The sequence below is a fragment of the Sphingorhabdus sp. YGSMI21 genome, assembly GCF_002776575.1.
In the GTDB taxonomy this organism is placed as follows: Bacteria; Pseudomonadota; Alphaproteobacteria; order Sphingomonadales; family Sphingomonadaceae; genus Parasphingorhabdus.
The window spans coordinates 454,782-467,952 of record NZ_CP022548.1 but is presented as its reverse complement, the minus strand read 5'-3'; the positions used below and the strand labels follow the sequence as shown (position 1 = coordinate 467,952).

General features: G+C 55.0%; 10 protein-coding genes. 6 read left to right on the top strand and 4 right to left on the bottom strand.

What is annotated here, in order from left to right; genetic code table 11:
- Positions 1 to 35: 35 nt before the first annotated feature.
- From CHN51_RS02170 to CHN51_RS02160, 3 genes are all read right to left on the bottom strand, one after another.
- Positions 36 to 797 (bottom strand): ParB/RepB/Spo0J family partition protein, encoded by a 762-nt coding sequence (locus CHN51_RS02170; protein ID WP_164088956.1) that lies wholly within the window; start codon positions 795 to 797, stop codon positions 36 to 38.
- Positions 794 to 1,486, bottom strand: coding sequence for a recombinase family protein (locus CHN51_RS02165; RefSeq protein WP_100092543.1), 693 nt, complete (start codon positions 1,484 to 1,486; stop codon positions 794 to 796). Before CHN51_RS02165 ends, CHN51_RS02170 begins: the two co-directional genes overlap by 4 nt.
- Positions 1,487 to 1,635: 149 nt before the next feature.
- A complete protein-coding gene (locus CHN51_RS02160) occupies positions 1,636 to 2,319 on the bottom strand; it encodes a hypothetical protein (RefSeq protein ID WP_100092542.1) in 684 nt (227 codons plus the stop codon).
- 1,352 nt (positions 2,320 to 3,671) lie between these two features.
- Here CHN51_RS02160 and CHN51_RS02155 point away from each other — a divergent pair.
- From CHN51_RS02155 to CHN51_RS02130, 6 genes are all read left to right on the top strand, one after another.
- Entirely contained in the window at positions 3,672 to 3,923 is a 252-nt protein-coding gene (locus CHN51_RS02155) for a helix-turn-helix transcriptional regulator (RefSeq protein WP_100092541.1), read from the top strand.
- A 190-nt stretch (positions 3,924 to 4,113) separates the two neighbouring features.
- A complete protein-coding gene (locus tag CHN51_RS02150) occupies positions 4,114 to 5,484 on the top strand; it encodes a HEPN domain-containing protein (protein ID WP_100092540.1) in 1,371 nt (456 codons plus the stop codon).
- Positions 5,485 to 5,880: 396 nt separating this feature from the next.
- Entirely contained in the window at positions 5,881 to 6,780 is a 900-nt protein-coding gene (locus CHN51_RS02145) for an ABC transporter ATP-binding protein (RefSeq protein WP_100092539.1), read from the top strand.
- Positions 6,781 to 6,794: 14 nt separating this feature from the next.
- Positions 6,795 to 10,382 carry a M1 family aminopeptidase gene (locus CHN51_RS02140; protein WP_100092538.1) on the top strand — a complete coding sequence of 1,196 codons (3,588 nt, stop codon included), beginning with the start codon at positions 6,795 to 6,797 and terminating at the stop codon, positions 10,380 to 10,382.
- Positions 10,383 to 10,425: 43 nt separating this feature from the next.
- A complete protein-coding gene (locus CHN51_RS02135; protein WP_100092537.1) occupies positions 10,426 to 11,427 on the top strand; it encodes a beta-eliminating lyase-related protein in 1,002 nt (333 codons plus the stop codon).
- Positions 11,424 to 12,362, top strand: coding sequence for an EamA family transporter (locus tag CHN51_RS02130; RefSeq protein WP_100092536.1), 939 nt, complete (start codon positions 11,424 to 11,426; stop codon positions 12,360 to 12,362). Before CHN51_RS02135 ends, CHN51_RS02130 begins: the two co-directional genes overlap by 4 nt.
- Positions 12,363 to 12,365: 3 nt before the next feature.
- Here the strand turns inward: CHN51_RS02130 and CHN51_RS02125 are convergent, their stop codons facing one another.
- Complete coding sequence (locus CHN51_RS02125; RefSeq protein WP_100092535.1) at positions 12,366 to 13,166, bottom strand: SDR family oxidoreductase; 801 nt, start codon at positions 13,164 to 13,166, stop codon at positions 12,366 to 12,368.
- Positions 13,167 to 13,171 lie beyond the last annotated feature (5 nt).

Here is a 13,171-nt window from a genome sequence, read left to right as displayed (position 1 = left end):
ATAGCCCACAGCTCAATTTAGGTGCCAAAGGGCCTCTAAATGTCAAGCCCGATCCTACCGGTACATTCAGTGACCCGATTAGGTTTCTTGCCGTCCTCAAGGTTCTGAATGATCCCCCGAGCGATCCCCAGCAGTTCCTGTTGGTCTTCCATCTCCAGCGATTGATAGTGCCTTTCAAAATCCCAAAGACTGTCGATAGCCTCATGCCGTATCTCGCTGACCAGCATATCCTCTTCCGGTTGCCGGGGCTTGTACCCGCCGGGAAACTCAACGGTAACATCAAGGTCCAGCCCGCGTGCCTTCAGTTTCGTGCGGACAGTTTCGTGACTGTAGATGCCGTTTATGTCCGCTGAGATGGCACGACTGGATTTAAGTGTTCCCGCTAAGGCCGTTACGGGCATGGTTTCACCTTCGCTCCAGACATGTCTTCCCGCTACGATGTATCTTTGAAAGATGCTCGCCTTGTCGGCTTGTGAGAGGTTTTTCCCGTGAGTAGTGTTAGCCAGCAAGGCCCAATCTTTAGCCTCTGAGAGGGTCATTTGAGCAACCTTAGCGTCTATGGTTTTCCTGCCGGTCGCCTTGTAAACCTCCAGCCGGTGGAAGCCCTCAACGACGTAAAGGGCCTTGCCGATCTTAGCGACCTCTATGGGTGCTAGTCGGCCATCCTTTTCGAGTTGCCGTGTGAGGGTTTGGACGTGCTTCCCATCAATTCCTTTTACACGGTTTTGAAACTCTGGCTTCTGTCGAACATCCGCCGTCTCAAGTTCTTGTGATTTCCACCTAGGTTCTTTCGTCACTTGCTGGCCTCCAGCCGGTCCAGCCGGGACAGCAAGGCCCTGACCGACGCCGCGTACCATTTGCCGCCTCTAGGTGTCTTAATGCTTTTGCTGTTCAATCCTGCCGCAAGTTCCCTGAGAGACTTACAGCCTTCGCCTTCCCGCAATTCAGACACTTCTCTGGCCAGCTTGGTAGCGTAACGGTCCGCACGGGCCTTGATGGCTTCAAGTGCTGCCTTGTTCCCTTTTCCCGCCTCCCTGAGCGCTGCGGCACCTCGAGGGTTACCCAAGGCCACTCCACGGGCCTTAGCTGCTGCAAGCGCCTCCTTGGTCCGTGTAGAGATAGCCTTGCGCTCAGCTTGAGCAACCGCAGCGAGGATGTGGATGGTGAGTTCATTAGCCTCTGGCATGTCGGCAGCAACAAACCGCGCTCCGCTGTCCTGTAGGGTCGCAAGGAAGGCCACGTTACGAGACAATCTGTCCATTCTGGAAACTACAAGGGTAGCACCTGTTACCTCTGCCCTGTGTAGTGCTTTTTCCAACTCAACGCGGTCGTTCTTCCCGCCGCTCTCGATCTCAACGTATTCTGCCAGAACCTCACAGCCTCGTTGACTACAGAAAACTCGAACGGCTTCCCGTTGAGCATCTAGGCCCAGCCCAGACCGGCTCTGCCCTGCGGTGGAAACGCGGTAGTAGGTAACAACATTCATGTGGCTCTAGCCTTTGTATCAAACTGACTAATGACCGTTAGGCTATATCATACACTGCGTCAAACTCATCGAGCTACGAGTATTCGGCTGTCTTGATTTCTAGTGTGAAAACGAAGGTAAAGAGATTGCTGGCAGAGTACCTTTTTCGGTTAGCCATTTTCCGGAGGTGGAACGCATTTCCTCAGATTATCTGGAATTACATACATCCAGCCACTCTTTCCGAACGACCCGGGCAACACGTTGGCCTCTACTATATTATGATAATGCCGCATCAACGCTCTTTGTCTTCGACGGAAGTTATCCTCTGTCTCTTCATCGACCCGGCCTTCATATTCTAATGGGAAAGCTTTCAGCATTAACAAGCTGCGGTCGTCGAAAACTTCACGAATCAGAGCTTTTAATACCGCAGAGAAACGACCGCCCTTCGACATAGATGGCAGCATCCATGAACGCTCCAACTCCACAAGGTTGCCATACTCAAAAATCTTAGATGGCTCTTTCCAATTATCGCAAATTGCCTCCGCTAGTTCGGAAGTCGCTGCGGAATAGCTGTCCATTTCTTCGAATAAAGCTTCCGAACATATCCACGGCGGTCCTTGAAACTCGTTGAAAGTGAATGCCCCAATATTCTTTTGCGAGAAAGAAATGTGCCCTTGAGTTGTTCGACGTTCAATACCTCCATCACCTTCAATATCGACCGGAAGCCATGTGGATTGATGATATGTAACTTTGATATGCTCGCCATTGTGGTGGACATTTAGCGTCTGCATATTTGCGCTTATATTATTACTGAAATCAGACGGCTCTATTTCTTCTCGGAACACGCGCGGCATATAGCTTATCCTTGTCGCTAGGCTCTAAGGCCGACTGGCGATCTTGTACTATAATTTCCTTGAATACCCTAACGAGACATTTATTCTGTCTCCGCAGCACGGGCCAAATGACCAGACCTTTTGAAATTTCGGTGGCGGTGATGCTTGGACGGCCGACGTTGCCTATTGCAAAAAGAGTTTCCGTCCTCGATAGTATCCGAATTGTATTCAAGGTTCGGCGTTAGTGACCTTGGGCGTTACGGTTGGAGATGTTGGGGCGTGGCTGTTCGTTCTTTGGGCCTGCATTGAATGGGTTTTATATCTAGATGCAGCGAAGGAGACAATTATGGATTTCATGTTCAAGACTGGTATGGATGTTCTCGCGATTCTGTGGGCCTAGTGGGCGAGCAGCCACGCCATCAACAAGAAGATCTGACACGCTCTTGGTTTAGCCGGGAGAACGCGTGGGGCGGTGCAAGTCCGTCCCCCCACACCCGTTTAGTTTGAGCACAGGGGTCCCTCGGTCCCTCTCTCCCGGGAGTGCTGATGTGGTAATTCAAACACTATTAACATGAATGTTAGTAATCTACTAATAGAATGGCTAATGTCTCGCGGTACCGGCATATATCGTGGCCCAATGTTGCATAGGGTCTCTTAACTGCCTTTGCCGAAATGCGTTGGTGTCTCTTGAGGTTGATTGACAAGCCTTTGTTCAAAAGAACTTAGCAGTGTTTGGGTCCTTGTTGGGTCCCCTATTGAACCCCGAATGGTACCTGTCAGAGCATGACGAATGTCAATTCAAAATCCGGCATTTCGCTTACCTTCTCTGCGTATAATCCGAACCTAGCTAAGAAACAGTCAGTTTTCCTGTGTTTTCCGTTACCCGCTTATTTTTGGGTTCATTTGTGGTCCCGCAAGGTCCGTCAAGATCATCCTCGTCATTATCGGGAATTAAAGTTCATCTATTGAGTTGTGGGATAGCTAAGCTTTTTGCTGGTCCTATTTCTTGTGCTCTTTGCGTTCATCCAGTTCACTATTAACCACGGTAGCTGTACGTCCATTGGACTTCCGTGGATCAGAACCGTTTTCGGGTCTACATCGGAAGTCGCCTTGCGATTCTTTAGCGTCCTGTTCTTTGATCCACCTGTCTAAATTGGGAGTAGGGGTCTTAGGCCACGTCCTTCGGGGGCCGTCATGGCCTCCGGGCGTTAAAGCGTCATGGATTAATCCGACCACCACAAGGAGAGCTATGCCGATAATTAGGTAGGTCATGTTTCAGTTCCGCTGCTCATAGCTGCTTCCCGGTCTATGGGTCAGGCCTTACCGTTTACACGGTTTTGGTGTAAAGTCTACGAACGCCGAATAGCCTTTGCATGACCGGCAAGATTTCAGCTTCGCGGAAAGGGTTTCACAATGACCAGTATCGTGCCCTCATTCAGGCGCTGATCGACCAAAGAAAGTCTCTGGGATGGAGCCAGCAGCAATTCGCAAATGCGTTGGGTCGGCATCAGCAGTTCGTATCCCGCTATGAAATAGGGGAGAGAAGACTAGATATAGTCGAGTTTGTTGAAATAGCGGAGGCGCTAAAATTGGATACAATCGGGCTGATCAGAACAATTCTGTAAACTTCAAGCTCGCCAACCTACAAGCTCGCCAACCTAATGGTAAAACTCTTTCGTTGAACAGGTACGCATTCGGTGCGCATTATTTTGTGATTATTCAACGGGCAAGGGATACTCTGGAGCGTTGCCGCTATTCGTCCGGCCTCGCTAAGTCCACTTGCATTAGCGGTAGCGTTAGGTACTTAATCGGCCAATGAAAAGTGTAAGGCATTTCGACCGAGCAGCACTCCATGAGAATGCTGCAAAATCCATCGATAGGGAAGGACTGGCGCTTCTTGGCCTCGGAACGAAAGAGCCTTTCAAAAATCGCTTGCCCGATCCGTTTCCTACTCGCCAGAAATTGAAGACAATAACCGACAAAGATATAGAGGGTGAACCGAAGCTCTCCTATACAGATCGCACTGGTCGCACTGTTGCGCAGTATTTTGTGCGAGATAGGCATGAGATTGGATTATTTGACGAAGGCTACGCCGCGCTTAGGAGATTGGTCGAGCTAACACTCAAGGCCAAGCCATTCAATAAAGGCCTGTCTACAAAATTCGTCGAAGAGCAAATCTTCAACTGGTGGAAGGATGCTTACGGCCTAGACACACCTGCTAGTCTTACAGCGCACCTCTTCGAAAAGGCAGATGAGGCCGTTAGCGAGCACCATCTGTTGGTGCCCCTTTCCGCAATCGAAATTGAGCGGTCTTTTGAGATCGGTGATGTTTTGGTCGCTCCAATGGACTTAGCAATGCTGAAGCGTACGAGTGATAAAGCAAAAGAGAAAAATCCAGATCACGCCGAAATAATCGACCAACATTTCGACAAGTTAACTTCCGAGCTGGGACATCTCACAGTTGTTCACGTCAAAGTCGTGGGAGAACCCGAATTTGCGGAAGGCCATGCCGAACAGACGGCTTTTCAAATTGCCGAGATGTTTCGTTTCATGTCTCCAGCTGCTCTAAGCTGGAACGTCGCGTTTCCTTGCTTCCCACATGGTTGCTACCAGCGCAGAGCGCTAACCACATTAATCATTGTCGATGACAAGATAAATCGCCATTCTCAGGGGGCGCTGGATCACGGGCTATACTCTTGGCGATTAAAGTTCGTTGAATTGGACCGCTATATGAAGAGTGGGTTCTCTAATTTCAGTGTGTTCTTTGAAAGTAGTCCTTTGACACAGTTCCAAACCCGAGTTGGAAAAGCCATCAGCGCATTCTCAGAAGGGGTTGCAACACACAACGTCAACAATCGTCTAGTTTACGCTATGTCCGCACTAGAACATCTTTTGTTGAAAAATGGCTCGGAACCGATCCAGAGTAATGTAGGGGAGCGAATTGCATTTCTAATCGCAGAGGATGTTGCAACACGCCGCGCAATAATCGCTAACTTTAGCAAGGCATACGCTCTCCGTTCCAAACAGGTGCACCATCTATCGGCTGTAGATGACGAAAACGTACTTGCCGAGTTTTTCAAAAACGCTTGGCTTACTCTCCACAGAGCGATGCAATTGATGTCTGGATACGAAAAACACGCCGATTTCATAGACGCCATCGACAACGTGAAATTCGGCGGAGGATGAGCTTCAGGCACTAATCTCTCAGAGGTATTTCATTGATTGGCCTTGCTGGACTCTATGCGCATTCATCCACCCGTGATATCGCAGTTTGGACCATTGAAAAGGGTACACAGATGGCGTACACATACAATATTGGAGACGTTTTTAATACATGGAAATCAAGGGTTTATTCGACCTGCGGGACAGTCCTATCCTGTCCACCATTACCCTATATCAAAAATATCGCGCTTGAGCGCCCTAGCGGCGGCCCGCTGATGATTGCGGCGCTGTGACGCGCCGGGCTGTTGCACCATCCTGTTTGTCGCGCTCTGCCGGATTTTCGAAATTGCACATTGCATCAGGTGCGCTATCTGGGTAATACACCGTCTTGTTGACCGCGATTGAAACAGGAATCCGTGTATGCTGGAACTCAAGAATGTGACCCATATTTACCCGAACGGCACGAAAGCGCTGGACGATGTCAGCCTGTCGATCCCCAAGGGCATGTTCGGTTTGCTCGGTCCCAATGGCGCGGGAAAATCGACCTTGATGCGGACGGTGGCGACGCTGCAGACTCCCACGCAGGGCGAGATTTATTTCGGCGATCTGGATATTTTGCAGGAGCCGGAAAAACTGCGCGAATCGCTCGGTTATCTGCCGCAGGATTTCGGCGTCTATCCGCGTGTTTCGGCTTATGACATGCTCGACCATATGGCGGTATTGAAAGGAATCGCGTCGGCAGCGGATCGCAAGGCCACGGTCGAGACCCTGCTCAGCCAGACCAATCTCTGGGATGTCCGCAAAAAGGCGATCGCCGGTTTTTCCGGCGGGATGCGACAACGTTTCGGCATCGCCCAGGCGCTGATCGGCAATCCCGAGCTGATCATCGTCGACGAGCCGACAGCGGGCCTTGATCCCGAGGAACGCAACCGCTTCCTCAACCTGCTGGCCGAAATCGGCGAGAATGTCGTGATCATATTGTCGACCCATATCGTCGAGGATGTCGCCGACCTCTGCCCGCAAATGGCGGTCATCGCCAACGGCCGGATCGAGCTCGAGGGTGCACCGCTCGACCTGATCGAGAAAACCGGCGGGACGATCTGGTCCAAAACGATCCGGCGCGAGCAGCTCGACGACTATCGAGCCAAATATGAAGTCATCTCCACCCGCCTTTTCGCGGGCTCGACGGTCATCCACATCCTCAGCTCCAGCGATCCGAAGGACGGCTTCGCAGCGGTGAATGGCGGGCTGGAGGATGTCTATTTCTCGACTTTGGCCGGCGCGCGCAAGGATATCATAACCGAAGCCACGGCGGCCTGAGCGGGAGAGACAGGATGTTCGGCAAAATCGCTGCGTTTGAACTGCGTTACCAGCTTCGCAACCCGGTTTTCTGGGTGGTGACCACTATCTTCTTCCTGCTCACCTTCGGGGCGGCAACATCGGAAAATGTGCGCATCGGCGATGGCGGCAATGTCCACGCCAACAGCCCGGCGGCGCTGGCCGAAACAACGATCATATTGTCGATTTTCTTCATGTTCGTGACCACGGCCTTCGTCGCGAATGTCATTGTCCGGGATGATGACAGCGGGTTCGGGCCGATGGTGCGATCGACCCAGGTTAGCAAGTTCGACTATCTGATCGGCCGGTTCACCGGCGCTTTCGGCATATCCGCGATCGCTTTTCTGACGGTGCCCCTGGCGGTTTTTCTCGGCAGTCACATGCCCTGGGTCGACCCGGAAACGCTTGGTCCCAACCGGCTCGGTGATTATCTCTACGCCTATTTCCTGCTGGCCTTGCCTTCGATATTCCTGACATCCTGTCTTTTCTTCGCCGTTGCCACCGTCACCCGGTCGATGATGTACAGCTATGTCGCCGTCATCATCTTTCTGGTGCTTTATCTGGTGTTCAGCGCGGTCACCGAATTCGATCCCGCGTTGCTCTTGTTCAGCGCCTATGCCGAGCCGTTTGGCGGAGCCGCCTATGAATATATAACCCGCTATTGGACCGCAGCGGAAAGCAACAGCATGATGGCGCCCTTTGACGGGGTGCTGCTGGCCAACCGGCTGATTTGGATCAGCATTTCTCTGGCGTTCCTGGCCTTCGCCTATTCGCGCTTCAGCTTTGCCGAGCGCGGGGTGTCGAAACGCAAGCTGAAGAAGCAGCAGAAGAAGGCCGCAGCGCTCGCTAAGGAGAAGCCGGTACTGCTCGCAACCTTGCCCGCCGCCAGGCCGGGCGCAGCCACCTGGGCAAGACTGGCCGCCCGAACGCGCTTCGAAATGGCGCAGATCTTCAAAAGCCCTGCCTTTTTCATCATCGTCTTCATTGGCCTGTTCTCTTCCGGGGCCGCCCTTCTGCTGAATACCGTGCCCTATGGTACGCCTGCCTATCCCAGGACATTCTATGTGATTGGCATCCTCGAAGGCGGTTTCACGCTATTTCCGATGATCCTCGCCATTTTTTACGGCGGCGAGCTGGTCTGGCGTGATCGCGACCGGAAAATGCACGAGATCATTGATTCCACCTCCCTGCCGAACTGGGCCTATATGGTGCCCAAGGCCCTGGCGGTTATCGGTGTGCTGCTGGCTGCACTGGTCATTTCCATGTTGTCGGCGATGCTCATTCAGCTGGGCAAGGGCTATACCGATCTGGAATTCGGCAAATATCTGCAATGGTATCTGTTACCCGGCACGGTGGAAATGGTCACGCTCGGCATCTTGTCAGTATTTGTCCAGGCGCTCAGCCCGAACAAATATATCGGCTGGGGTATCATGGTCCTCTACATGGTGGCGACGATTGTCTTCAACATCATTGGATGGAATCATCCGCTCTATCTGTTCGGCCAGGGCATTCCGGTGCCGCTTTCGGATATCAACGGCGATATGGTCAGCGGTGTCGGCGCCTGGTGGGTCCGTCTCTATTGGGGTACCTTTGCTGCGATATTGGCACTGCTGGCGCATTTCATCTGGCGGCGCGGGACTGAAACGAGCCTGCTGCCGCGCATCCGTCAGCTGCCGCGCCGGCTGGTCAGTCCGGCAGGCGGATTGCTGGCGATATTGGTAGCGTTCACTGCCGCGACCGGCTTTTACATCTACCAGAACACCAATGTCGTGAACGAATATGTCGCGCGTGACGGCCTTGAGAAAATGCAGGCCGAATATGAGAAGAAATATCTGAAATATGAAGGGCTGAAGCAGCCGGCCTTCACCAGCATCAAGCTGGATATCGATATTTTCCCCGAAGAGAAAAAGCTGGACGTTTCCGGTTCTGCGGACATTGTGAACGACACAGGCGCTCCGGTAGAGGTTCTGCACGTGCGTTTCCAGGATCCTGTCGTCGAGGTCCTGTCCGTCGATATTCCCGATTCCAACCTCGAAATGAACGACGAAAAATATAAATATCGCATCTACCGGCTCGACACTCCTATGGCGGTCGGCGAACATAGAAGCATCGCCTTCAAGGCCCGTCGCCAGGCCAGGGGCTTTCGGGCCCGTGACAATGATGTGCGCCTCGTCCGCAACGGTACTTTCCTGAACAACAGCGAATTTTCGCCTCAACTGGGGATGAATCGCGCCGGATTGCTGACCGACCGGACAACGCGCCGCAAATATGGGCTACCCTCGGAACTTCGGCCACCGAAGCTTGGCGACGAAAGCGCGCGGGAGCAAAATTATGTTGGCAATGCCGACTGGGTAATGTCCGATATCACTCTGAGTACCAGCAAGGAGCAGACCCCGATCGCGCCCGGTAGCAAAATATCGGACGAGGTGAAGGGCGACCGGCGCATCGCGAGATTTGTCTCGACCAATCCGATCCTTGCCTTTTTCTCGATCCAGTCGGCAGAATATGCGGTCGCCGAACGCAGCGCCAACGGCGTCGACATGGCGGTCTATTATCAGCCGGAGCATGGCTATAATGTCGAGACCATGCTGGATGCGACCGAAATATCGCTGGCTTATTTCCAGAAGAATTTCGGACCCTATCAGTTCGACTATGCGCGGATAATCGAGTTTCCCGGCTATGCCAGCTTCGCGCAGGCCTTTGCCGGAACCGTCCCCTATTCCGAGCGGATAGGGTTTCTGGCCAATATAACCGATCCGGACAATATTGACTATGTGACCTATGTGACAGCACATGAATTCGGCCATCAATATTGGGCGCATCAGCTAATCAGCGCCAATATGCAGGGCGGGACACTAATGGTGGAAACCATGGCGCAATATTCGGCACTGATGGTGATGAAGCAGACCTACGGCGAGGATAAAATCCGCCGCTTCCTCAAATATGAGCTCGACAATTATCTCAACGCCCGGGGCAGTGAGACGCTCGAAGAGCTGCCGCTCAACAAGGTCGAGGACCAGGGCTATATCCATTATCGCAAGGGCGCGGTGGTAATGTATCTGCTGCAGGACCGGCTTGGCGAAGACCGGGTCAACAAGATGCTTGCCGCGCTGCTCGACCGCTACAGGTTCAAGGGGCCTCCCTATGCGACGTCCACCGATCTGGTCGAGGGCTTCAAGTCGCTGGCGCGTAACGATGCGGAGCGGCAGCTGGTTACGGATCTGCTCGAGAGGATCACCATCTATGATCTGAAGGCCGGTTCTGCCAGCGTTACAAAACTGGCGGACGGGCGCTATCAAACCGAGGTTTCAATCGACGCTGCCAAATATTATGCCGATGGTCTGGGCAAGGAAAGCAAGGCCGACCTGGCCGACGACATCGAGATCGGCCTGTTCGTTGCAAGACCGGGCCAGGGAGCATTCAACAGCAAGGATGTTCTGTACCGGAAGCGCCACCAGATCACATCCGGACCGCAGAAAATCCGGATCGTGACAGGAAAAAGACCCGTTTTTGCCGGTGTCGATCCCTATAATAAATATATCGATCGGGACAGCGACGACAATATAGTCGAGGTCTCGGACTAGCAGGTATCTTGACGCGCCAGAAGCGCTGAGCCATGCGCTGGCAATGCGATTTTTCTCTGACAATGCCGCGTCGGTCCATCCCAGACTGCTGGAAGCGCTTGCCGCCGCCAATGCGCAGGACACCGCCTATGACGGCGATGCCCTGAGCGCGCAGCTCAATGGCGCTTTTTCCGATCTGTTCGAAACGCAGGTCGAGGCGCTCTGGGTGGCGACCGGAACGGCGGCCAATTCATTGGCGCTGGCCGCAATGTGTCAGCCGCATCAGGGCGTGATCTGTCACAAGGAAGCCCATATCGAGCAGGACGAGGCCGGCGCCCCCGGTTTCTTTACCGGTGGGGCAAAGCTGATGCTGCTCGACGGCGCGGGCGCAAAACTGTCACCGGAAAGCGTCGAGGCCCATTGTGCGGCGATCCGTGACGATGTGCATCAGGTGCAGCCCGCCGCTGTCTCCATCACCAACGCCAGCGAATATGGCATGGTCTATCGCCCCGATGAAGTCGCCGGACTGGCTGAGGTCTGCGAATCGCGCGGGCTCGGCCTGCATATGGATGGCGCGCGCTTTGCCAATGCGGTGGCGACGCTCGGCTGCTCGCCCGCCGAGCTGACCTGGAAGGCAGGCGTCGATGCGCTGAGTTTTGGCTTCGTCAAAAATGGCGGAATGAGCGCCGAAGCGCTGATATTCTTCGATCGCGAAATGGCCGCTGACACGCATTATCGCCGCAAGCGCGCCGGCCATCTGCAGTCCAAGGGCCGGTTTCTGGCGGCGCAGCTGCTCGCGATGCTGGAGGACGACCTGTGGCTTGCCAATGCGCGCGCCGCCAATGCCGGTGCGCAGATTATCGCCGAGGTCGCTGGCGACAGGTTGATCTATCCCGTCCAGGCGAACGAGATTTTCATCAGATTGTCGGCCGACGAAGCGGCGAAACTGCGTGCGACCGGATTTGATTTCTACGACTGGGGTGAAGGACAGGCGCGGCTGGTGACCAGCTGGAACCAGAGCGCGGAGGATATTCGCCCGTTGGCTGAAGCGATCGCGTCTCTATGAGCGGGGACGAGAGCGCTGAACCCAGCCTGCTCACACCCCGCATCCTGATCCCATTCCTGCTGGTCTCGCTGATCTGGGGATCGACCTGGCTGGTGATCAAGGACCAGATCGCCGAGGTGCCGCCCAGCTGGTCGGTCAGCTACCGGTTCATCATCGCCGCCGCCGCGATGTTCGTGCTGGTGGCCTACAAGCGCCTGCCGTTCCGGCTCGACCGCACCGGCTATCTGTTCGCGCTCATCCTCGGGCTTTTCCAGTTCTCGTTCAATTTCAACTTTGTCTATAATGCCGAGCTGTTCATCACCTCGGGCCTGGTCGCGGTGCTGTTCGCGCTGCTGATGGTCCCCAACGCGATCATGGGGCGCATCTTCCTCGGCCACAGGATATCGGGCGCTTTTCTCGGCGGCTCGGCGATTGCCGCACTGGGCATCGCTTTGTTGTTCTGGCACGAGTATCGCGCCTCTCCGGCCAGCCTTGAGCAGGTGCTGATCGGCGCGGCGCTGGCCTTTGGCGGGATCATGTCGGCATCTATCGCGAACGTGATGCAGGCCGGCGAACGGCTGAAATCCTATCCGATGATCACGGTGCTGGCCTGGGCGATGCTGTTCGGCGCGCTGATCAATATCCTGCTATCCTGGATCACCGTCGGCCCGCCGGTCTACGAGACGCGCGCCGCCTATTGGGGCGGGATTGTCTATCTCGGTGTCATCGGATCGGTCGTGACCTTCCCGCTATATTTCTCGATGATCCGCGAAATAGGGCCGGGCAAGGCTGCCTATTCCAGCGTGCTGGTGCCGGTGGTGGCGATGATATTGTCGACGATTTTCGAGGCTTATGTCTGGACCTGGCTGCCCGCTGCGGGCGCGGTGCTGGCGATGCTCGGCCTGCTGGTGGCTTTGCGCGCGCGCAAGCCGAAGACGCCGCGTATCGCGGCCTGACGGTCAGTCGAGCAGCGCCTGCAACCCCGCCTTATAGTCCGGATATTGCGGCTGCCAGTTCAGCAGCCGTTTCGCCTTGCCATTGGCGATGCGCCGGTTTTCCTCGTAGAAGCCTAGCGCGGCCTGCGACAGATTGGCCTCCTCCAGCGAGAGCAGCGGCGGAACATCCATGCCCAGCAGGCGCGCGGCATGAGCGATCACCTCATGTTGCGGCGCTGGCATGTCATCGGAAATATTATAGACGCCCGCCGGCCCGTCGAACGAAGCGATCACAGCGCTGACAATATCATCGACATGGATACGGCTGAACACCTGTCCGGGCATATTGACCCGTCGGGCCTTGCCGCTGCGGACCCGGATGAGCGGGCTACGGCCCGGACCATATATGCCCGGCAGGCGCAGAACATGCACATCATCGCGCAATCCCTGCCAGCGCTTGTCGGCCTTGCTGCGCGCCTTGCGGCGGCCCGAACCGGTCGGCGCGCTTTCGTCCACCCAGGCACCGTCGACATCGCCATAGACGCCGGTCGCGGAGAGATAGCCGCACCATTGCAGCGACGCGGCCCTGATCTCTTCGCCATATCGTTCGAGCACCGGTTCGCTGTCATCGCTCGCTGGCGGAACCGAGGAGAGGACATGGCTCGCCGATTCCAGCGCCGCCAGCACGGAGGGCGCATCGTCAAAAGCCAGCGCGCCATCCTGCGCTTCCCGGCGGGTGCCGATCACCTCATAGCCCAGCGCCCGCAACCGGTGCGCCAGCCGCGAAGCCGTATATCCCATGCCGAAGATCAATACGCGCTGCATCGCCG

Excerpts from the sequence above, each read along its gene's own strand:
- CHN51_RS02125 (WP_100092535.1), bottom strand. The coding sequence starts at position 13,166 with ATGCAGCGCGTATTGATCTTCGGCATGGGATATACGGCTTCGCGGCTG.
- CHN51_RS02150 (WP_100092540.1), top strand. The coding sequence starts at position 4,114 with ATGAAAAGTGTAAGGCATTTCGACCGAGCAGCACTCCATGAGAATGCT.
- CHN51_RS02165 (WP_100092543.1), bottom strand. The coding sequence starts at position 1,486 with ATGAATGTTGTTACCTACTACCGCGTTTCCACCGCAGGGCAGAGCCGG.
- CHN51_RS02160 (WP_100092542.1), bottom strand. The coding sequence starts at position 2,319 with ATGCCGCGCGTGTTCCGAGAAGAAATAGAGCCGTCTGATTTCAGTAAT.
- CHN51_RS02140 (WP_100092538.1), top strand. The coding sequence starts at position 6,795 with ATGTTCGGCAAAATCGCTGCGTTTGAACTGCGTTACCAGCTTCGCAAC.
- CHN51_RS02155 (WP_100092541.1), top strand. The coding sequence starts at position 3,672 with ATGACCGGCAAGATTTCAGCTTCGCGGAAAGGGTTTCACAATGACCAG.
- CHN51_RS02130 (WP_100092536.1), top strand. The coding sequence starts at position 11,424 with ATGAGCGGGGACGAGAGCGCTGAACCCAGCCTGCTCACACCCCGCATC.
- CHN51_RS02135 (WP_100092537.1), top strand. The coding sequence starts at position 10,426 with ATGCGATTTTTCTCTGACAATGCCGCGTCGGTCCATCCCAGACTGCTG.
- CHN51_RS02145 (WP_100092539.1), top strand. The coding sequence starts at position 5,881 with ATGCTGGAACTCAAGAATGTGACCCATATTTACCCGAACGGCACGAAA.